Annotated in this window: 13 protein-coding genes and 1 riboswitch; of the genes, 3 read left to right on the top strand and 10 right to left on the bottom strand. The window is 73.8% G+C overall.

The features are described from left to right. Window positions 1-185: 185 nt before the first annotated feature. The 8 genes from RM446_RS09710 to RM446_RS09675 form a co-directional block, all read right to left on the bottom strand. The gene (locus RM446_RS09710; protein WP_311544871.1) at window positions 186-722 is read right to left on the bottom strand and encodes a YbaK/EbsC family protein; all 537 of its coding nucleotides are present in this window, start codon (window positions 720-722) and stop codon (window positions 186-188) included. 160 nt (window positions 723-882) lie between these two features. Then, complete coding sequence (locus RM446_RS09705) at window positions 883-1,683, bottom strand: enoyl-CoA hydratase/isomerase family protein (RefSeq protein ID WP_311544870.1); 801 nt, start codon at window positions 1,681-1,683, stop codon at window positions 883-885. Between the two features lie 182 nt (window positions 1,684-1,865). After that, window positions 1,866-2,780 carry an energy-coupling factor transporter transmembrane component T family protein gene (locus RM446_RS09700; protein WP_311544869.1) on the bottom strand — a complete coding sequence of 305 codons (915 nt, stop codon included), beginning with the start codon at window positions 2,778-2,780 and terminating at the stop codon, window positions 1,866-1,868. Beyond that, window positions 2,777-4,531, bottom strand: a complete 1,755-nt coding sequence (locus RM446_RS09695) for an ABC transporter ATP-binding protein (protein WP_311544868.1) — start codon at window positions 4,529-4,531, stop codon at window positions 2,777-2,779. Before RM446_RS09695 ends, RM446_RS09700 begins: the two co-directional genes overlap by 4 nt. Continuing rightward, window positions 4,528-5,157 (bottom strand): ECF transporter S component, encoded by a 630-nt coding sequence (locus tag RM446_RS09690; RefSeq protein ID WP_311544867.1) that lies wholly within the window; start codon window positions 5,155-5,157, stop codon window positions 4,528-4,530. Before RM446_RS09690 ends, RM446_RS09695 begins: the two co-directional genes overlap by 4 nt. A gap of 98 nt (window positions 5,158-5,255) precedes the next feature. Beyond that, window positions 5,256-5,363, bottom strand: a riboswitch (TPP riboswitch). A 57-nt stretch (window positions 5,364-5,420) separates the two neighbouring features. Next, window positions 5,421-7,208, bottom strand: a complete 1,788-nt coding sequence (locus tag RM446_RS09685; RefSeq protein ID WP_311544866.1) for an FAD-dependent monooxygenase — start codon at window positions 7,206-7,208, stop codon at window positions 5,421-5,423. Then, window positions 7,205-7,888: an HAD family hydrolase gene (locus tag RM446_RS09680; protein WP_311544865.1), complete on the bottom strand. Its 684-nt coding sequence runs from the start codon at window positions 7,886-7,888 to the stop codon at window positions 7,205-7,207. Before RM446_RS09680 ends, RM446_RS09685 begins: the two co-directional genes overlap by 4 nt. After that, window positions 7,879-8,931, bottom strand: a complete 1,053-nt coding sequence (locus RM446_RS09675; RefSeq protein WP_311544864.1) for a ScbA/BarX family gamma-butyrolactone biosynthesis protein — start codon at window positions 8,929-8,931, stop codon at window positions 7,879-7,881. The genes RM446_RS09680 and RM446_RS09675 overlap by 10 nt, the downstream gene beginning before the upstream one ends. Before the next feature lie 560 nt (window positions 8,932-9,491). Between RM446_RS09675 and RM446_RS09670 the strand changes: the two genes are divergently transcribed. After that, window positions 9,492-12,671, top strand: coding sequence for an AfsR/SARP family transcriptional regulator (locus tag RM446_RS09670; RefSeq protein ID WP_311544863.1), 3,180 nt, complete (start codon window positions 9,492-9,494; stop codon window positions 12,669-12,671). Window positions 12,672-12,726: 55 nt separating this feature from the next. Here RM446_RS09670 and RM446_RS09665 read toward each other — a convergent pair whose 3' ends face one another. Then, window positions 12,727-13,803 (bottom strand): NAD-dependent epimerase/dehydratase family protein, encoded by a 1,077-nt coding sequence (locus RM446_RS09665; RefSeq protein ID WP_311544862.1) that lies wholly within the window; start codon window positions 13,801-13,803, stop codon window positions 12,727-12,729. An 87-nt stretch (window positions 13,804-13,890) separates the two neighbouring features. Here RM446_RS09665 and RM446_RS09660 point away from each other — a divergent pair, with 87 nt between their 5' ends. Then, entirely contained in the window at window positions 13,891-14,364 is a 474-nt protein-coding gene (locus tag RM446_RS09660; protein ID WP_311544861.1) for a MarR family winged helix-turn-helix transcriptional regulator, read from the top strand. Window positions 14,365-14,377: 13 nt separating this feature from the next. On the opposite strand, the gene glgP is transcribed toward RM446_RS09660, so the two are convergent. Next, window positions 14,378-17,005: an alpha-glucan family phosphorylase gene (glgP, locus tag RM446_RS09655; protein WP_311544860.1), complete on the bottom strand. Its 2,628-nt coding sequence runs from the start codon at window positions 17,003-17,005 to the stop codon at window positions 14,378-14,380. A 591-nt stretch (window positions 17,006-17,596) separates the two neighbouring features. Here glgP and RM446_RS09650 point away from each other — a divergent pair. Then, a complete protein-coding gene (locus tag RM446_RS09650) occupies window positions 17,597-19,570 on the top strand; it encodes an alpha-1,4-glucan--maltose-1-phosphate maltosyltransferase (RefSeq protein ID WP_311544859.1) in 1,974 nt (657 codons plus the stop codon). Window positions 19,571-19,610 lie beyond the last annotated feature (40 nt).

The raw sequence follows: 19,610 nt of genomic DNA, 5'->3' as shown, positions 1-19,610 counted from the left end.
GGCCACGTGCGGGCCCGCCTCCAAGCGACCCCATGAGTATGACGCACGTTTCAGGGGTGTGGTTCCGCCCCGCGGCGACACCCGACGGGGCGCGGCACGGCGCTTCCGGCCCGCAGCGCGGGGTCCGCGCCGCGGCGGCGTGGCCGGCGCGCGGCACCACGGCCCGAGGGGACCGCGCGGCCCGGTCAATCGGTGCGCACACCCAGGCCCGAGATCGCCTCGGCGCCGGGGAGCTCGGCGAGGTCGGCGCCGGGAAGCACGAGCTTGGAGGACCGCAGCCCACTGCCCACGACCACGTGGCCGGCCTCCAGCACGGCCTGGTCGACCAGAATCGGCCAACCTTCCGGCAGCCCCACGGGGGTGATGCCGCCGTACTCCATACCGGTCGCGGCGACCACCTCGCCCTGCGGCGCGAATGAGGCCTTGCGCGCGCCCAGGTGGCGCCGGGCCGCGCCGTTGACGTCGGCGCGCGTGGTAGCCAGCACCATGCACGCTGCCATGCGCACCTGGCCCGCCCGCTTGGCGGCGATCACCACGCAGTTGGCCGACGCCTCCAGCGGGATACCGTAGGCGGCTGCGCACTCGTTGGTGTCGGCCAGGTCCGGGTCGATCGGCGCCGCCAGCACGCGCTCGGCCGGCGCCCAGGCTTCGAGCCGGGCGGCGACCGCCGGCGCCGTCAGGTCGGCGCGTTCCAGGGCCGGTTCGGTCTTCAGTCCCCACATGGGCTATCCGTCTCCCTCCGCGTTCGCGCGCGGCGTGCGTCGCCCGCGTCGCGCGCCCTGCCGTGTCTTCGGTCCCGCGCGGCGCCTCGCCGCCCCGCCCCGCCCGACCGGCGGACAGCGCGGCGGCCGACGTGCTCAGTCGCGCGCGAACCGGCTCGGGTCAGCGGCCCGAGAAGCGCGCCTTGCCGGGCCCCTCCTCGATGAAGCTGCGCATCCCGGCCTTCTGGTCCTCGGTGGCGAACAGGCCGGCGAAGTGCATGCGCTCGATCTCCAGCCCGGTGGCCAGATCGGTCTCCGACCCGCCGTCGACCGCCTGCTTGGCCGCGCGCAGCGCGAGCGCGGGGCCGTCGGCGTAGCTGGCGGCCATGGCGACGGCGTGGCCGTAGACGTCGGCCGCCGGCACCACCGCGTCGACCATGCCGATGGACAGGGCCTCCTCGGCGGCGACGTGGCGCCCGGTGAAGATGAGGTCCTTGGCGCGGGCAGGCCCGATCAGCCGCGGGAGGCGCTGCGTACCGCCCGCTCCGGGGATCACGCCGAGCCGGATCTCGGGCTGGCCCAGCCGGGCGTCCTCGGCGGCAACGCGGAAGTCGGCGCACAGCGCCAGCTCGCAGCCGCCGCCGAGCGCGAAGCCGGTGATCGCGGCGATCACCGGCTTCGGGATGCGCGCAACGGCGGTCAGGGAGTCCTGCAGCACCCGCGAGTGGTCCGCCATCTCGGCGAAGCCCATCTCGGACATCTCCTTGACGTCCGCACCGGCGGCGAAGACCCGCTCGCCGCCGTAGACGACCACCGCCCGCACGTCGTCGTCGGCGCTGACGCGCGCCGCGGCCGCACCCAACTCCCGCAGCACCCGGGCGTCGATCGCGTTCATCTTCGGCCGGTCCAGCCGGATCACGGCGACCGCCGGATCGCCTCCGTCGCGCTCCACCCGGACGAACTCGCCAACCGCCTCGTCCACCGTCGTCACCCCGGCCCTTCTGCCGTCGACTACCCGCCTCGGCCCGGCGCCCGGGCCGCTCCGCCCGGCGTCCGCGCCCGACCGTCCGGCGCTCGCGCCTCAATACCTACCACTGCCCCGAGCCGCCCTCCGCATCCGCCGGCGCCTGCGGTCCCGCGCTTGCGGCGCGGCGCCCGCCGGTGTCAGAAGGTCAGCGGCGCCCAGGTGCCGACGGCGGCCGAGACCGCGTGGGCGCCACCGAGCACGGCGGCCGCCGAGGCGACGAGGGCGGTGTCCCGCGCGCGCCAGGCGCTCAGGCGGGCGTGGCTGCGCGGGCCGCCGGCGAACCCGCGCGCGTCCATCGCCATGGCGAGCAGGATCCCGGTCCGGATCGAGCGCACGAGCAGGGCGAAGGCCTTTCCCGCGAAGATCGCGGCCGCCCGTGCCGGGTTGCCTCCGGCGTCCAGGCCGCGGGCGCGGCGCGCCCGGCCCAACGTGCGCCACTGCTCGAACAGCAACGGCACCAGGCGCAGCGCGGCGAGGACGGCGATCGCCGGTCGCTCGGGCATCCGCAGGCGCTGGACCAGCGAGTCGGCCATGTCGGTGGGGTCGCTGGTGACGGCCGCGAGCAGGCTCGGCAGGGCGATCGCCAGCAGCCGCACCGCCGCGCCGAGCGCCGCGACCGGCCCCTCCTCGCCGAAGACCAGGTTGACGAACCCGATCGAGGCGCCCATCAGCACGAGGGGGCCACCCAACGCGAGCATCCGCGCCCGGTCCAGCCCCGCGAACGGCAGGAGGGCCAGGCCGGCGGCCAGCACGATCCCGGAGGTCACCGGGTCCACGACGGGGATCAGCCCCGCGGTGACGAGCACGGCCGCCATCAGCTTGCCCGCGGGATCGGCCCGCGGGAGCCAGGCCCTCCGCGGGAGGCCGCCGGAGCGGGAGTCGGGGGCGCCGTGGTCGTCCTCGGTCTCCGGCGGCCGGTCGGCGGCGGACCCGTCGTGCGGCCCGCCGCCGGGCTGGCGCCCGCGCGGCGGCGCGTCGACCTCCGCGGCGCGGCGCCGGCGAGCGGGCGCTCCCACGGGGCCGGCGCCCCGGGGTGCGCCGGCGGTGCTCATCCGCGCCTCCTTCCGCTCCGCTCTGACCGGCTTCGGCACGGCGCTCCTCCGCGCCCGCCGCCCGTCTCAGAGGTGCGGTCGTCTGCGGTGCCCGGCCCTCCCGGCCGGCTGCCCCGATCGCCGCCCGATCCCCCGTCCGCCCCGTCGGAGCCTGCGCTCCGCTCTCCGGCGGCGAGGGCGGCCCCGGCACGCGTCCGGGCGGCGGGCGCAACGGCGTACCCGCCCTTCAACCCGACCTCGACGTCGGCGAAGCGGTCCAGCAGCACCGGGTCGTGGGTGGCGGCCACGACCGCGCGACCGTCGGATCGCAGCTCGGCCAGCAGCTCTACGAGGTCCGCCCAGGTGCGGGTGTCCTGCCCGAACGTCGGCTCGTCCAGCAGCAGCACGTCAGGCGCGTGGGATGCGCCGGAGCTCAGCGCCGTCGCCACCGACAACCGCCGCTTCTCCCCACCGGAGAGGGTGAAGGGGTGCACCTCGGCCAGGCCCGTCAGCCGCAGGCGCCCCAGCAGCTCGTCCACGCGCCGCTGCGTAGCGCGGGGCCCCAGTCCGGCGCGGCGGGGGGCGAAGGCGAGTTCGTCGCGGACGCGGCCGGTCACGAACTGGTCCTCGGCGTGCTGGAACACCGTCCCGACATGGCGGGCGAGGCGCCGGGCCGGCCACGACGCCAGCGGTCGGGTGCTGGTCTCGGCCAAGCGCCCGCGGGGCACGACCGTTCCACCCCGGGGCGCGTCGAGCCCGGCCAGCAGGCCCAGCAGGGTGGACTTGCCCGCTCCGTTCGGGCCGGTGAGGGCGGTCGCGACGCCCGCATGCACCGCGGCGTCCACGCCGTGCAGCACCTCGGCGCCCGGCGCGCCCAGAGGGCCGGCGCCGCCGGGGGCCCGCGCGGTGCAGTCCGCCGCCTCAATCACCGCCGGGCCCGGCCGAGCGGTTGGGCGGACACGGGGGCGCGGCTCGCGTCCGGGAACCCACACGCCCTGCGCGGCGAGCGCTGCCCCCTGGTCGGCGAAGACGGCGGAGGGGGCGCCGTCGGCGATCACCCCTCCGCCCGGCTCGACCACGACGACCCGGTCGACGAGGGCCGCCACCGCCTCCCCGGCCTCGCCTGCGGACGCCCCGCCGACGGCCTCCGCCACGCGGTGCTCCACGAGCACCATGGTCGCCTCGGCACTGCGCAGCAGGTGCCCGAGCACGCGCCGTACCCGCTCGGCGCCGCCGCGGTCGAGGTTGGCGGTGGGCTCGTCCAGCAGCAGCAGGCGCGGCCGCATCGCCAGAGCCCCGGCCAGCACGAGGCGCTGCTTCTCCCCGCCGGACAGGGCCGCGGTGGGCCGGTCCAGGCCGTAACCGAAGCCGACCTCCTCCAGTGCGGAGCGAACCCGCGCCCAGATCTCCGCGCGCTCCACACCGAGGTTCTCCGGGCCGAACGCGACGTCGTCGCCGGAGCGGGCCATGACCAACTGCGTCTCGGGATCCTGGCTGACGAGCGCCACCGAGCCGCGCGCGGCGCCGGCGGGGCCGCCGTCGACGAGCAGCCGCCCCTCCTCGTCGCCTGAGACGGCGCCGGAGTCGCCGGTCAGCCCGGCCATCGCGTGCAGCAGCGTACTCTTTCCCGCACCGGAGGCGCCGAGCAGCAGCACCCGCTCGCCCGGCTCGACGACGAGGTCGACACCGCGCAGGGACCATCCGCTGCGGCCCGAGTGGCGCCACCCCCAGCCGGCTAGGGCGACGCGGGCGCCGCCGCGGCCGGCACTCATCCGCGCGCCGAGGGGAACGCGGAGAGCGCGCCGGCCCTGGCCAGGGCCGATGTGAGCAGGCGGGAGCCGGCACCGCCGATGACCGCGGCGCTGATCACGACGAGCACGCCGTAGGTGAGCTGGAAGGACAGCGGCCAGGTGAAGTAGTAGCGGACGTTGTCCCATACGGCGGGCGCGACTCCGGCGGCCGCGCCGGCGAGCATCGAGATCGCCATGCTCCAGCGGCGGTACCGGCCGGCGGCGAAGACCAGTTCGGGCAGCAGGCCCTGGACGAAGCCGGCCAGTGCGACCTCGACACCCCAGGGCGTGCCGAGCACCATGGACACGAACGCGGCCGCGGTGGAGGTCAGCACCGCGGCGCCGGGCTTGCGGACGACGAGCGCCCCCAGGACTCCGGGCAGCAGCCACATGCCGTAGATGACCGCCTGGGCGGGCGGGAAGAATGCGAACAGCGGACCGGAGACCTGCCACAGCAGGCTCCACGCCCAGAAGATCACGCCGACGGCCACGCCCAGCACAGCGGGGACGACGATGTCGACGGTGCGGTAGCGCGGCCTCGCCGTGGCGGCGGCGCCGACGGCCGGCCCCGGGTCGGTGTCGCCGGTCGGCGGCTTCTGATCACGCACAAGACGTCCCTTCGCAGGCGGAAGCGAGGAGACCAGGCCGAGAGTGCCGACCGGACGACGGGCGCCCGCGCACTGGGGCGCGCGGCCGCGCCGAACCGGCGGACGGGTTCACGACTCCCTGCGCTGGCATTACCCAGATCAGGTGTGTGAGGGTCTGCGGTCGCGGACCGCACTCTCAGCGCCGAAGCGCTCCCCTGTCGGTTTCACCTCCATTATGGGGACCTACGCACGCCGAAGGTCAAGGCGGGCATCGGACGCGCAGGTCACAGGACGCGACGACGCCGCGCCACGCGGCGGGGCCGGGCCCGCCTGCCCGGCCCCTTCCCCTCCTGTGCCGCCCGCGGTCGGGTTTCGGCGTCGGCCGCGGGAGCGGCGCGCTCCCGGTGGGCCGCAGTGGGGGCGTCGTCGGTGGGCAGAGCGGCATCGGCGAGCAAAGTCTGCAGGTTCGCCGCGAGGGCTCCCACCACGGCGTCGGGGCGGATGTAGGTCAGCGCAGCACCGCCGCGGCCGCTGGGGAAGACCCCGTCGAGGTCGACGGCGACGGGCAACTCCGAGGGGGAGGTGCCGCCCGGCGACCCGTCGGGCAGCATCCGCAGGACCCCGACCTGGGCGGGAAGTGCGGCGCGGGCCGAGCGGGCGGTCGCCTCGACCTCCGCGGGCGTCCCGGAGACCACCACGAGGTGCCGGCCTCGGGCCGACTGCTCTGCGACGGTGCTCTGTTCGGGCCCGGCGGGCCTCCCCCCGCCGGGGCCGCCCGCTCCGGCTCCCCCGGTCGCGGTCGCGCCGTCCGCGCCCTCCTGCACCGCCGCTTGCATGAGCAGGCGCCCGTCGGCCGCGCGGCGGCCCGGCCGCATGCGCCCCCCGGCGCCCGCAGCGCTGCCGGAGACCGCCGGGCTGGCGCTGTGGTCGTTGTCGAGCTGGGCCAGTTCCGGGACGAAGCGGCGTTCCAGGACGCGGGCCGCCGAGAGCGCGCCCATCACGCGGTCACGCAGCGCACGCGCCGCCGGCGAGCGCAGCAGCCAGATGCGGGTCTGGCGGTCGGCGTTGCGCACCGCCCGGGCCGAAGCGGGGCGGCGCTCCGCGGCATAGCTCTCCAGCAGGCGTTCGGGCGCACCGTGCAGCACGGCGGCCAGCTTCCAGCCGATGTCGTAGCCGTCCTGCACCCCGGTGTTCAGGCCTTGCCCTCCGGCCGGGCTGTGCACGTGCGCGGCGTCGCCGGCCAGGAACACCCGGCCGCTGCGGAACCGCTCGGCCAACCGGGCGTGGACGCGGAATCGGCTCGTCCACCACGTCCGCTCCAGGCGCATGCGGCCGTGGCCACGTTCGTCCAGCAGCCGCTGCAGCAGGCCGGTGTCCGGCGCGGCCGTGCCGTGTCCGGGCACGGTGTCGAAGAAGACGCGGTGCCCGCCTCCGGGCAGCGGCACGACGACCAGCACCCCGTCGGGTCCCAGGTGGTACTGCGCCTGGTCCTCGGGCGGGTCGCCGGAGACGATGCCGTCGCCCAGGAGGAAGTCGCGGTCGTAGGTGTCCCCTTCGAAGGCGATGCCCAGCGACTCGCGGATCCTGCTGCGGCCGCCGTCGGCCGCGATCACCCATTCTGCCGTGATCTCGTCGGGGGCCGGCGTCTCGACCCGCACTACGGCGCTGCGGTCGGTGGTCCGGCACTCCGCGGCCGCGACCCCCCATTCGACCTCGCCGCCCAGCTCCCGCAGGCGGTCGTAGAGCGCGCGCTCGGTCACCGGCTGGGGTACACACAGCGGGCGGGGGAAGGCCGTGCCGCGGAGCGCCCCGAAGCCGATGCGGGCGATGCGGCGGCCCTTGGACCAGTAGCCCGCCGAAGCGAGGGGTAGCGACTCGGCGAGGACCGCGTCGGCGGCCCCGATGCGGCGGAGCGCCTCCAGCGCGCCGCTCCACAGCACGATGGCCTTGGGCTCGTCGGAGGGCCCGGCGCGCCGGTCGACCACGCGGCAGTCCACGCCGTTGAGCAGCAGGGTGCAGGCGGACGCCAGGCCGGTCGGCCCGGCGCCGACGATGAGTACGGATGTCGTCATCGCTGATCTCCCGGAGCGGGTGCCAGGGCCGCGCGGATGCCCGCTACGGCCTGGGGGGTCGATGTGAAGTGCACTGTCGCGATCCCGAGCTCGCGGGCGACGGCGAGGTTGGCTTCGACGTCGTCCACGAACAGGCACCGGCCCGGGTGTGTCCCGAGTGCCTGGAGCGTGCGGTGGTAGATCTCCGGGGCGGGTTTGCGGACCCCCTCGTGTGCGGAGTTGACGACCACCTCGAACAGCTCGTCGACGGGGATCGTCGCGCGCCAGTGCCGCTCCCATTCCACGACGTTGTTGGTGAGCAGGGCCAAGCGGACCCGCCCCTTGAGGGTGCGCAGGAACGAGACGAACTCGCGGTTGCCCGTGCGCCCTGCGAACCACAGGTCGCCGAACGGGACGTCGTCCGGAAAGGGCGGGGCGCCGGGCGGCAGCTCCGCCGCCACCCGCGCCACCATCTCCCGCTCGGTGATTTCGCCGACCTCCAGCGCGGCCATGGGCGAGTGCCCGTAGCGGGCGGTCGCGGCGGCGAACGCCGCGGCGATGTCCTCGAACGGGATACCCACCTTGTCGGCCAGGGCCGTATAGGTCTCGGCCAGCGGGTTGGTGAGGACACCGCCGTAGTCGCAGATCACGGCTTCGATGCCGGGACGGTCCCCGGGCGCGTCCGGCGGGCTCACACCCATTGGGCCACCACCAGGTCGAAGCGGCTGCGGCCCACGCCGGCCTGGACGGCCTCCACCCGCACGGGCACCACGGGGACGCCCAGCCGGGCGTCGCGCTTCAGCTCTCCTGCGTCGGCCTCCAGACCGCACACCAGATCGGTCTCGACGAACCCCGTGAACTCCGCGGAGACGCCGACCGGGACCAGCGAGGCGGGCGTGACGCCGTGCAGCCTCGACACCGTGGCGACCGCCGCCTGCCGCGCCGCCTCGATGAGGAGGTTGCCGGGGATGTGGTCGAGCGGGTGGTCGAACAGGTGGGGGTGGCTGAAGTCTGCCTTGACCGCGCTCCTGCTCGTACGCTCCGAGGTGATGACGGGGTCGGTGACGACGACGTTGCGCGGGTCGAGCCGGCCCACCGCCCCGGGGGCGGCCGCCGTCAGATCGGGGACCACGGCCCCTTCCACATCCAGTTCGGCCCGCGCGCGCTTGCGCAGCACCTCGTATGAGCGCTGGGACAGGAACGTCAGCGCCCCCGTGGCCCGCAGGGCGTCGACGCCGTCGAGCGTCGCCTCGCTGGCGAAGTCGTAGCCCAGCAGGCGGCCGCGGCGGTTGGTGTTGGCTTCGGTCTGCGCGCGCATCACGATCCTGGCGGGCAGGTCGCCGATGCGGCAGGCGTCGAGGTCGGTGATCCCCACGCTCATGCGGCCCATGATGAAGGCCTGATCGAAGGGGACGTCGTAGTGGCGGTGCGCCACGACGACGCCCGTCTGCCGGAAGGCCTCGACGACCAGCGGGAAGTCGTACAGCTCGCGCCGTTCCCCCATGACGTGGCCCCGCGGAAGCTGCCCGGCGACGTCGAAGACGCCCGGCGATACCTCGCGGGAATCTGTGACGAACACCTCAGCCACCGATTTCCGGTGCACGAGTGCGCGCGGAAGCGTCGAGTCGAAGGCCAACTCGGGAAGGTCGGCCGCAAGCAGCGCCGACGTCTCCTCACGTACGGTTTCGCGGTCCCCGATCAGCCCGAGGCCCGTTCCATTGTGAACCAGCGGGGAGGTAGTCATTTCGCCCCCAATTCTCAGCGTGTCGCCCCACTACTACTTCTTGCGGACTCCCCGGAAACACCGTCCGCCTGGTCGCGACAGACCGGGCGAGCCGTGGCCAGTATTCAGAAGTCGACGTGAAGGCGACATGGAAGCCGAGCTGAATGTGAAATCGGTTCGGATTCCGCCGCGACCTCCGGACGGACACCGAACCCCACGAAATCCCGTGACCATCACCCTATGAATTCCCCCGGATACGCACGGCTCGACCCCCTGGCCGAATGTGGCCGTTTCGGAAGCGTCTCGCGAACATTGGGGCCACCCGCCTTCACGAATGCCCGGGGGCCGGGGGGTAGAGTTCGGATTCAACACGCATGCGCAGGTCACTCTGACCTCGTGACCCCGCATGCCATTCGCGAACCGCGATTGGATATCAGCCGGATGCCGGCGCAACAGGCCGTTAACAAAACGGCGCACACCCCTCTGCCAGCACCTGAGTCCGCCACGCGGATCGAATCCTGGGATCAACCGGCTCCTCGGCGTTTTTTTGCAGTACCCCGCCTCTACCAGGAGATATCCCGATGCCGAACCCGTCGCCCGCGACCACACCCGTGCTGGAAATCCTCGGACGCCTGCAGGTCAGAAGCCGTGAGGGGCATATCGACCTGGGGCCGCCCCGCCAGCAGTCGGTGTTCGCGATCATTGCACTGTTCATTGACGAGCCTGTGGCGACCGACAAGATCATCGAATGCGTGTGGGCGGGCAGCCCTCCTGCATACGCGGCCAATCTGGTGCACAAATACATCTCCGGACTGCGCCGGATTCTGGCCGACTCCCGACCGGCCTGGCCGCTGAACATCGAACGCGACGCCGACGGCTACACCCTTCGCGCCGGCGGCCGGCGCGACGTCGATCTGTTCCGCGAGCTCGTCGACGGGGCGCGCGACGCGCGCGAGCAGGGCCGGGTCTCCGACGCCTCCGCGCTGCTGAGCCGGGCGCTGCACCTGTGGCGCGGCGAGCTGCTCAGCGGGATCGACGCCCAAGTCGTCGAGGACGAGCGCCGCCTGGTGGCCGACCAGCGCCTGAGCGCCGTGCTGGAGTACACCGAACTGCGCCTGGAGTTGGGCGACCCGGGCGACGCCGTCGGCCTGCTGGAGAGGGAGCTGCGCGACCACCGGTTCGACGAGCGCCTGCACCGGCTGCGGATCCTCGCCCTGCACGGCTCGGGGCGCACCGCCGCGGCGGTGGCCGCATTCCGCGAGCTGGAGTCCACCCTGCGCGACGAGCTCGGCGTCGGCCCCGGACCGGAGTCCCTGGAGGCCTACGAGCGCATCCGCAACGGAACCGGCCCGTCGGCGCTCGAGCGGCCCGGGAGGGCGGGGCCGGCCGCGCCCGGACCGGCGTCCCCGCCCCGGCCCGCGCAGCTGCCGCCCGAGGTGCGCGGGTTCACCGGACGCGAGCAGGAGCTGGCCGTCCTCGAGTCCGTCCTCGCTCCCGACGGAGCGGGCCTGCCGATCGTCTCCGTCTACGGCCCGGCCGGGATCGGCAAGACCGCCCTGGCCCTGCATTGGGCGCACCGCAGATCCGACCTCTTCCCCGACGGCCAGCTCTACGTCAACCTCGCCGACAGCGGGGACGGCGGCACACCGGCGCCCGAGTGCGTCCTGCCCGGACTCCTGCGCGCGCTGGGGCGCCACCCCCAGCAGGTACCGCAGGACCTCGCGGAGCAGACGCTGCTCTACCGCTCCCTGCTGGCGGGCCGCCGGGTGCTCGTGGTGGTCGAAGGCGCGTCCTCCTCCGCCCAAGTGCGGCCGCTGCTGCCCGGCTCGACCGGCTGCGGCGTGATCGTGACCGGCCATCACCACCTGGCAGGCCTCACCACCCGCGACGGAGCCCGCCCCCTGCGGCTGGCGCCGCTGAACGACCGCGACAGCAGGGCGCTGCTCACGGCCGAACTCGGCCGGGCCACGCCCTCGGGCCCCCGGCTGGAGGCTCTCCTTCGGCTGTGCGGCGGCATTCCGCTGGCGCTGCGGATCGCCGCGGCCAAGGCCGACAGCTCCGCGATCGGCGACCTGGCCGACGCGCTCGGACGTACCGATCCCGCGGACGAGGAGCAGACGGCCCGCGCCGAAAGCGTGGACCTGCCGCTGCTGTCGTACTGGCTGCTGTCGCCGGAGGCTCAGCGCATGGTGACGCTCATGTGCGTCGTCCCGGCGGTGGAGTTCTCCGTGCACAGCGCGGCGGCGATCGCCGGCATCGCGCCGGCCGACGCCGCCGCCGCGCTCGACGAGCTCGCCTCGGTGAACCTGCTGGAGGAGCGGAAGCGCGGCTACTACCGCACGCACACCGCACTGCGCAGCCGGCTCTCCGCGGCCATGCCCGACCGCATCGCGCCGGCGGCCTGCCGGGAAGGCCTCTACCGCCTGCTCGCCTTCCAGGTAGCCGCGGTTCGCAAGGCCGCCGGCCTCTACCACTGCGGGTCCCTCAGCCTGCCGGGCGCGCCGGAACCGGCGGACCCGGCGCCGCCCGACCCGCCGTTTCGCACCTTCGAGCAGGCGATGGCGTGGATGAGCGCCGAGCGGCTGAATCTGTTCGAGACGCTGCGATTCACCGCCGAACACGTGCCGGGGCGGCCCGTCTGGGAGCTGGTCGGCATCCTGTGCTGGTTCTGCTGGGTGCCCGACGCCGGTGTCGACCGGTTGGCGGCCGCCAGCCTGGTGGAGGCCGCCGACCGGCACGGCGACCCGGCCGCCAGGCTGGTGACCCGCCTGCTGGCCGGGGGCCGCAGCGGCTACCTCGGCGAGCCGCGGGCCGCCCTGGTGCATTACGACGAGGCGCTGGGCCTGCGGGATGGCCTCACCTGGCCGGCCGGCATCGCCGAGGCCCGCGCCCAGCGCGGCCACGTGCTCTGGGTCTGCGGCCGCCTGGCGGAGGCCGAGCAGGATCTGCGCGCGGCGATCGCGATACGCCTGCGGCTGGGAACGCGCCAGGAGGAGGCCGTCGCACGCCTGTGGCTGGTGCGGGTCCTGGTCGACCAGGGGCGGCCCGGCGCCGCCGAAGAGGAGGCGGAGACCTGCCTCGCGCTGTTCGCCGACGCCGGCCACTCCCCCGTGCGCGAGGCGCTCACCCGCCTCCACCTGGCCGAGATCGCGCTCAACCGCGGCGACGGCTGCCTGGCGCGCCGACGCGCCCAGTCGGCCCAGCGGGCGCTGCGCGACCGCTCCCCCCAGGTGCGGTCCCTGGCACACGCGACGACCAGTCTGATCGCCGCCCAGGAGCATGACCGCGCCGCGGCCGACGAGCACGCGCGCCTGGCCGGCGAGGGCGGCCGCAACGGGGACCTGCGAATCCTGGCCGAGACCCGCAACCTGCTGGGTGAGGCGCGCCTGGTCCTGGGTGAGGACGAGGCGGCGCTCGGCGAGTTCCGTGCGGCCCACCGCTGCGCCGCCCATGCGGGGTTCCGGCGCGGGGAGCTGACCGCACTGACGGGAGTGGCCGAGATACACCGCAGGCTCGGCCACGACGAATGGGCGCTGGACGGTTGCGGCCGCGTCCTGGCGATGGCGGGCGAGGAGTACCCCGCCGCCCGCGGTCGGGCGCTGGCCGTACGGGCCCGGCTGCATGCGGCGGCCGGGAGCAGGGGGGCATCGGACCGCGACCGCGGCGCCGCCGAGCGGCTGTTCGCGCAGGCCGGGTACCGGCGGTCCGCGTGGCGGCGCTCCGCGGGGCCCGTATGCGTTCCGAGCCTGCGAGGCGACTGAGGCGGACGCCGGCCGGGAAACCTCGGACCGCGCTGCCGGGGCCGTGCGCGCCGGGTCACCGGGGGACGGAGGCTCCGCTGGGGCCGGGCAGGATGCCGTGGGCGCGGTACCAGGCGACCTCGTCGGCGATGGTCCGCTCCATGGGGCGGAAGGCGGTGCCCAGCTCGCGCTGGGCGCGCGCCGAGGTGATGTTGCGCCCGTCGCCCTCGCGCAGCACGGCCAGTCCCGTGCGGGTGGCCGGCGGCTCAGTGCCGCGCAGCCGGGCCAACCCTTCCATGAGCGCGACCACGCCCAGCGCGGCGGGGACGGGGACCTCGCGCGGGGCGGCCGTGCCGGTCTCCGCGGCGACGGCGGCGGTGAGGTCGCGGAGGCGGTGCCTGGTCCCGGCAACGACGTAGCGGCCCCCGCCGCCCGGTCCGGCGGCGCGGACGCAGGCCGCGGCGACGTCGCGCGCGTCGACGACGTAGTTTCCCAGGGCCGGCACGGCTCGCATCCGCCCGGCGGCGACGGCCTGGAGCAGCCGGCCCGCCGAGGTGGGTCCGGCGTCGCCCGGCCCCCACATCCAGCCGGGCAGCACGATCGGCACCCGCATGGAGCAGGTTCGGGCGTACTCGCGGACCGCCTCCTCGGCGCGGACCTTGCTGGAGGGGTAGTCGAGCGACCGGTCCAGGCCGCGGTACCGCCGGGGCGGGGGTGTCTCCTCGTCGGCCGGGCTGTCGGGGCCGGTGGTGGCGAGGACGTTGACGGAGCTGGTGTGCACGAAAGCGGAGACGCCGGCGTCCTCGGCGGCACGCAGCAGCGGGTGCAGAGAGGCGACGTTGACCCGCTCCAGCACGCGCAGGTCGGCGCCGGTCTCGTAGTACTCGCGGAAGTAGGCGGCCGTGTGGAAGACGGTGTCGCATCCGGCCAGCAGCGGCGTGTAGGCGGCGGGGTCGGTGACGTCGCCGACCCCGATGCGCAGGCGGGGATGGTCGGGCAGCAGCCGCCGGGCGCGGTCGGCGTCGCGGACCAGCGCGGTGACCTCGCCGCCGGCGTCGAGCAGCTGGGCGGTGATGTTGCCGCCCAGCAGCCCGGTGGCCCCGGTGACCAGGGAGCGCCGGGGCACCGGCCCGGGCGGGGTGGCCTCGTCCATACAAGACTCCGATCATGATGTCCGCATATCGTATATCGAGCATATTATATAGCAGACATGACGATCTGACGGAACTAGCATGTGGATATGAACAGCGCGGACGACTTCGGCGGGGTCCCCGGAAGCACTCTGTGGGGAAACACCGGCTACCGGCTCATCAAGCTCGGCGAGATGGTGCTCTCGATGACCGAGGCGGCCTTCGAGCCGCTCGGGCTGAACCCGCGCCACTTCAACGTGCTCGCCACCGCCGCCGCGATGGACGCGCCGTCACAGCAGGAGCTCAGCCGGCGGCTGGGCATCGACCCCAACGTCATGGTCGGGGTCGTCGACGATCTGGAGAGCAGCGGCCTCGCCGAGCGGCGGCGCAACCCCGACGACCGCCGACGCTACATCGTGGTGCCCACGCCGCGCGGCCGCGAACTGCTGGCGGAGTGCACCGAGGTGGTCGACCGAGTGGAGGACCGGCTCTTCTCCGGCCTCGACGAGGACGAGCGGGCGGCGCTGCACGGCATCGCGGGGCGGCTGCTCGCAGAGCACCCCGCACCTGTCAAGCGGCACTGAGGGCCCGCGGGCTTCACCGCAGAACCATGCCCTCCGGGGCGGCCTCGGGCGGCTCGGGGGTGGCGACCAGGCCCATTTCCGCGCTGTCGGCGAGCAGGGGGTGGTGCGGCAGCACCCGGACGGTGAACCCGCAGCTTCCCGCCCGCCGCAGCGGTACCGATCCGTGGTAGCACACCGTCCGCGGACCGGCGGCGTCCGCGGCGCCCCCGTCCGCCGACAGCTCGGCCAAGACCGGCTCGACCAGCGCCTCGGAGTCGGTGACCCGCCCCACGGCCACCTCGACCCGCACGTCCTCGGAGTCCAGCTCGCCGAGTGCCACGGACGCGCGCACCCGCAGGTCGCCGCCGACCAGCGGGGGGCCTTCGCTGCCGGTCATCTCGACGTGCTCCACCCGCACGCCCGGCCAAGCGGCGCGCACCCGCCGCTTCCAGGCGGCCAGCTCGCCCGCGCCGCGCATGCCGCCGGCGGCCAGTGCCCGCGAGGACTCGGCCGCGCCCTGGTAGAGCCGGGTCACGTAGTCCTGCACCATTCGGGTGGCCAGCACCTTGGGGCCCAGCGAGACGAGCGTGTGCTTGACCATCTCCAGCCACCGCTTGGGGAGACCGCGGTCGTCGAAGTCGTAGAACAGCGGCACCACCTGCTGCCCGACGAGGTCGTAGAGTGCGGCGGCCTCGATGGCGTCGCGCCGGTCGGGGTCCTCGACGCCGTCGGCAGTGGGGATGGCCCAGCCGTTGGAGCCGTCAAACCACTCCTCCCACCAGCCGTCGCGCACCGACAGGTTGAGCCCGCCGTTGAGAGCCGACTTCATGCCCGAGGTGCCGCAGGCCTCCAGCGGGCGCAGCGGGTTGTTCAGCCAGACGTCGCACCCCTGCACCAGAGCCCGCGCCAGCGCCATGTCGTAGTCGGGCAGGAAGACGATCCGGTGCCGCACCCGGGGGTCGTCGGCGAAGCGGACGATCTCCTGGATCAGCCGCTTGCCGCCCTCGTCGGCCGGGTGCGCCTTGCCCGCGACGACGATCTGCAGCGGCCGCTCCGGGTCCAGCAGCATCGAGGCGAGGCGCTCGCGGTCGCGCAGCATCAGGGTGAGCCGCTTGTAGGAGGGCACCCGGCGGGCGAAGCCGATCGTCAGCACCTCGGGGTCGAGCACGTCGTCGACCCAGCCCAGCTCGGCCTGGGAGGCGCCACGCCGGCGCCAGGACGCGCGCAGGCGCTCGCGGACGTCGGCGACGAGGCGTTCGCGCAGCGTGCGGCGCATCTCCCACAGCTCGCCCTCGGAGGCGCCGGCGAGCTTGCGCCAGCCCTCGGCGCTGGTGAACTCCCCCGTGTCGGGCACCATCCGGCGGGCGAGGTCCTGGGCCTCCTCGGCCACCCAGGTGCGCGCGTGCACTCCGTTGGTGACGGCTGTGATGGGCACCTCGGCGGTGTCGAACCCGGGCCACAGGCCGCGGAACATGTCGCGGCTCACGGCCCCGTGCAGTCGGCTGACCCCGTTGACCCGCTGGGCCAGGCGCATCCCCATGACCGCCATGTTGAACACGTCGGGGTCGCCCTCGGCGTAGTCCTCAGCGCCCAGGCGCAGGACGTCGTCGGCGGCCAGTCCCGGCGCCGCGGAGTCGCCGGGGGCGAAGTGCCGGCGGACGAGCTCGCGGTCGAACCTGTCGATACCGGCGGAGACGGGGGTGTGCGTGGTGAAGACGGTGCCGGCGCGCGCGGCCTCGACCGCCTCGTCGAAGGACAGTCCGCCGTCGACCAGCTCGCGCGCGCGCTCCACGCCGAGGAACCCGGCATGGCCCTCGTTCATGTGGAACACCTCGGGCGCGGGGTGGCCGGTCTCCTCGCAGTAGGCGCGCACCGCGCGCACGCCGCCGACACCCAGCAGGAGCTCCTGGCGCAGGCGGTGCTCCTTGCCGCCCCCGTAGAGGCGGTCGGTGACCGCTCGCAGGTCGGCGGAGTTGTCCTCGTGGGCGGCGTCGAGCAGCAGCAGCGGCACGCGCCCGGCCCTGGCCACCCATACGCGGGCGTTCAGCCGCTGACGGCCGGGCAGGTCCAGCCCGACGCAGGCGGGGGCGCCGCCGCCGTCGCGCAGCTGGGTCAGCGGCAGTCCGCGGGGGTCGACCTCGGGGTACTCCTCCAGCTGCCAGCCCTCCGGCGAGAGCGCCTGGCTGAAGTAGCCGTGCTGGTAGAGCAGCCCCACCCCGATCAGCGGGGCACCGAGGTCGCTGGCGCTCTTCAGGTGGTCGCCGGCCAGGATGCCCAGCCCGCCGGAGTACTGAGGCAGCGCCGCGGTCAGGCCGTACTCGGCGGAGAAGTAGGCGACGGCGGCGGGGGCGTCGCGCTCGCGGGCGTAGTGCTGGTACCAGCGGTCGTCGCCGAGGTAGGCGGCCAGGTCGGAGTCGGCTGCGCCGAGGCGCGCGAGGAACCGGTCGTCGCCCGCGAGCTCGCCGAAGCGCTCGGCGGAGACCTCGCCGAGCATGCGGAAGGGGTCGTGGCCGCAGCGCTCCCATACGGCGGGATCCACCGCCGCGAACACCTCGCGTGTGGGCGCGTGCCAGGCCCAGCGCAGGTTGGCGGCGAGCCGCTCCAGCGCGGCCAGCTTGTCGGGTAGGGCGGTGCGGACGGTGAACCTGCGAATGGCCTTCACGGAGCGTGAGGCTACTCAATCGACGCGCTCCGTGCGACTCGTCCCCGGCGTTTTATGAAAAATCATGGATAACACGGTGTTCCCAGACTGTAACCGGACCCCGCATTATTCAGAAGTTCCACATAACGGGCACTCCAACCACACAACGGGAAATTACGGACACCTGATATCACCAGCACCCAATCGATCTTCCGTAACCGGTATCCGTTGGACCGAAACCTCTGGTGCGCCAGGGGCTCCTGCCTCACACGTAGGGGTTTGCCCGGTTTCCCGAACTTCCGTTGATCCGAGATCCCCGCAGGTCAGAAGAGAACCAAGCCAGTGTGACGACAATCACAAAAAATTGCGGCCTCGGGTTGTCGGCGCACCCCGCGTTCCGGCCTGACGATAGACAGAGGAGCAGGCCCGGACCGAAATCACCGATGCCGATCGACTGGACATTCGGTCGTGTCGGGCTGCCCGAACACGACTCATGAGCGCCACACGGCCACAGGAACGAAGCGTGGCATCCGCGGCTCACGCGGGGTGGTTACCGAGAGAATCCGACAAACCCGATCAAATCTCGGGTATGACGACAATGATGGTGTACCTGTGATTGGACGCATTCCCATTCTCGACGTCTCGCCCGTCCTGGACTACGGCACCGCCAAGGCGGCCGCCGGCGAGACCGTTCCCGTCCGAGCCACGGTGATCCGCGAGGGCCACGGGGCCCTGGGCGCCGCCGTCGTCCTCTACGACCCGCGCGGCCGCAGGCACTCGCTGACTCCTATGCGCGAGATCGCGCCGGGCACCGACCGCTACGGCGCCGACGTCGCCGTCGGCCACGAGGGGCGGTGGAGCTTCAGCGTCGAGGCCTGGAGCGACCCCGTGGCCACCTGGCGCCGCGACGCCGCCGTGAAGATCCCCCTGGGCCAGGACGTCGAACTGACGCTGGAGGAGGGCGCGCGCCTGTTCGACCGCGCCGCGCGACGCGTGCCGCGCCGACCCGCGTTCGCCCGCGTCGCCGCCGTCCTGCGCGACGGCTCCCTGTCCGCCGATGAGCGCCTGGCCGCCGCCTCCGGCCCCGAGGCGACCGAGCGGCTGGCCGCCGAGCCCCTGCGCGACCTCGTCACCCGCACCAGGCGTCGCCCCCTGGCCGTGCACCGCCGGCGCGCGCTGGTCGGCTCCTGGTACGAGTTCTTCCCCCGGTCGGAGGGCGCGGTCATGGACGGCGAGGCCGGCGCCTGGCGGTCGGGCACCTTCGCCACGGCGGCCAAGCGGCTGCCCGCCATCGCCGACATGGGCTTCGACGTCGTCTACCTGCCGCCGATCCACCCCGTCGGCCGGTCCTTTCGCAAGGGGCGCAACAACACGACCACCGCCGGCTCCGGCGATCCGGGGTCGGTCTGGGCGATCGGCTCCGAGGAGGGCGGCCACGACGCGGTCCACCCCGGCCTCGGCACGCTCGCGGACTTCGAGGAGTTCGTCGCCGAGGCGGCCGAGCACGGCCTGGAGATCGCGCTCGACCTGGCCCTGCAGTGCTCGCCCGACCACCCCTGGGTGCGCGAGCACCCCGAGTGGTTCGCGCGCCGCGCCGACGGATCGATCGCCTACGCCGAGAACCCGCCCAAGAAGTACCAGGACATCTACCCGCTGAACTTCGACGGCGACCCCGAGGGGCTCTACGCCGAGGTGCTGCGGATCGTGCGGTTCTGGATGGAGCGCGGGGTGCGCATCTTCCGCGTGGACAACCCGCACACCAAGCCGCTGGCGTTCTGGGAGCGGCTGCTGGGCGAGATCGCGGCCTCGGACCCCGACGTCGTCTTCCTGTCGGAGGCATTCACACGCCCCGCGATGATGGCGGCGCTGGCGCGCGCCGGGTTCCACCAGTCCTACACCTATTTCACGTGGCGCAATTCCAAGGAGGAGTTGGAGGACTACCTCACCGAACTCTCCGCCGAATCCTCGGCCTACATGCGCCCCAACCTCTTCACCAACACCCCCGACATCCTCTCGGACTACCTCCAGCGCGGCGGCCGGCCCGCCTTCGAGGTGCGGGCCGTCCTCGCCGCTCTGGGATCACCGGCGTGGGGCGTCTACTCGGGCTACGAGCTCTGCGAGAATACCCCGATAAAGCCCGGGAGCGAGGAATACCTCGACTCGGAGAAATACCAGCACCGCCCCCGCGACTGGGCGGCGGCGGAATCCGCTGGAAAGACCATCGCGCCCCTGCTGCGCAGGCTAAACTCACTCAGGCGCGAACATCCTGCATTGCAAGAACTGCGCAACCTGCGGTTCCACCATGTCGACCGGCCGGAGCTCATCTGCTTTTCCAAACGGCTGGCCGGGGCCGGCGAGAACGGGCGCGACGACGTCGTCCTCGCCGTCGTGAACCTCGACCCGCACCACGCGCATGAGGCTACGGTGCGGCCCGACTGGCCCGCTCTGGGGTTCGGCCCCGACGCACGGATAACGGTCGCCGACCAGATATCCGGCGACACCTACAGCTGGGGAGAGGCGAATTATGTCCGCCTTGACCCGCAATTCCAACCCGCACACATATTCACAGTCGGCCCCGCTGAATAAGGGTTCGCGCTAAAGGGCCGCCTCCTGCAGGCGCTCCGCT

It is taken from the genome of Streptomonospora wellingtoniae (assembly GCF_031845375.1).
GTDB classification, from domain to species: domain Bacteria; phylum Actinomycetota; class Actinomycetes; order Streptosporangiales; family Streptosporangiaceae; genus Streptomonospora; species Streptomonospora wellingtoniae.
This window is presented reverse-complemented; position numbering and strand designations above follow the sequence as displayed.

What these genes read in the sequence shown, in the direction of transcription:
- RM446_RS09670 (WP_311544863.1), top strand. Translation starts at nt 9,492, where the DNA reads ATGCCGAACCCGTCGCCCGCGACCACACCCGTGCTGGAAATCCTCGGA.
- RM446_RS09660 (WP_311544861.1), top strand. Translation starts at nt 13,891, where the DNA reads ATGAACAGCGCGGACGACTTCGGCGGGGTCCCCGGAAGCACTCTGTGG.
- RM446_RS09695 (WP_311544868.1), bottom strand. Translation starts at nt 4,531, where the DNA reads ATGAGTGCCGGCCGCGGCGGCGCCCGCGTCGCCCTAGCCGGCTGGGGG.
- RM446_RS09710 (WP_311544871.1), bottom strand. Translation starts at nt 722, where the DNA reads ATGTGGGGACTGAAGACCGAACCGGCCCTGGAACGCGCCGACCTGACG.
- RM446_RS09700 (WP_311544869.1), bottom strand. Translation starts at nt 2,780, where the DNA reads ATGAGCACCGCCGGCGCACCCCGGGGCGCCGGCCCCGTGGGAGCGCCC.
- RM446_RS09665 (WP_311544862.1), bottom strand. Translation starts at nt 13,803, where the DNA reads ATGGACGAGGCCACCCCGCCCGGGCCGGTGCCCCGGCGCTCCCTGGTC.
- RM446_RS09685 (WP_311544866.1), bottom strand. Translation starts at nt 7,208, where the DNA reads ATGACGACATCCGTACTCATCGTCGGCGCCGGGCCGACCGGCCTGGCG.
- RM446_RS09675 (WP_311544864.1), bottom strand. Translation starts at nt 8,931, where the DNA reads ATGACTACCTCCCCGCTGGTTCACAATGGAACGGGCCTCGGGCTGATC.
- RM446_RS09680 (WP_311544865.1), bottom strand. Translation starts at nt 7,888, where the DNA reads ATGGGTGTGAGCCCGCCGGACGCGCCCGGGGACCGTCCCGGCATCGAA.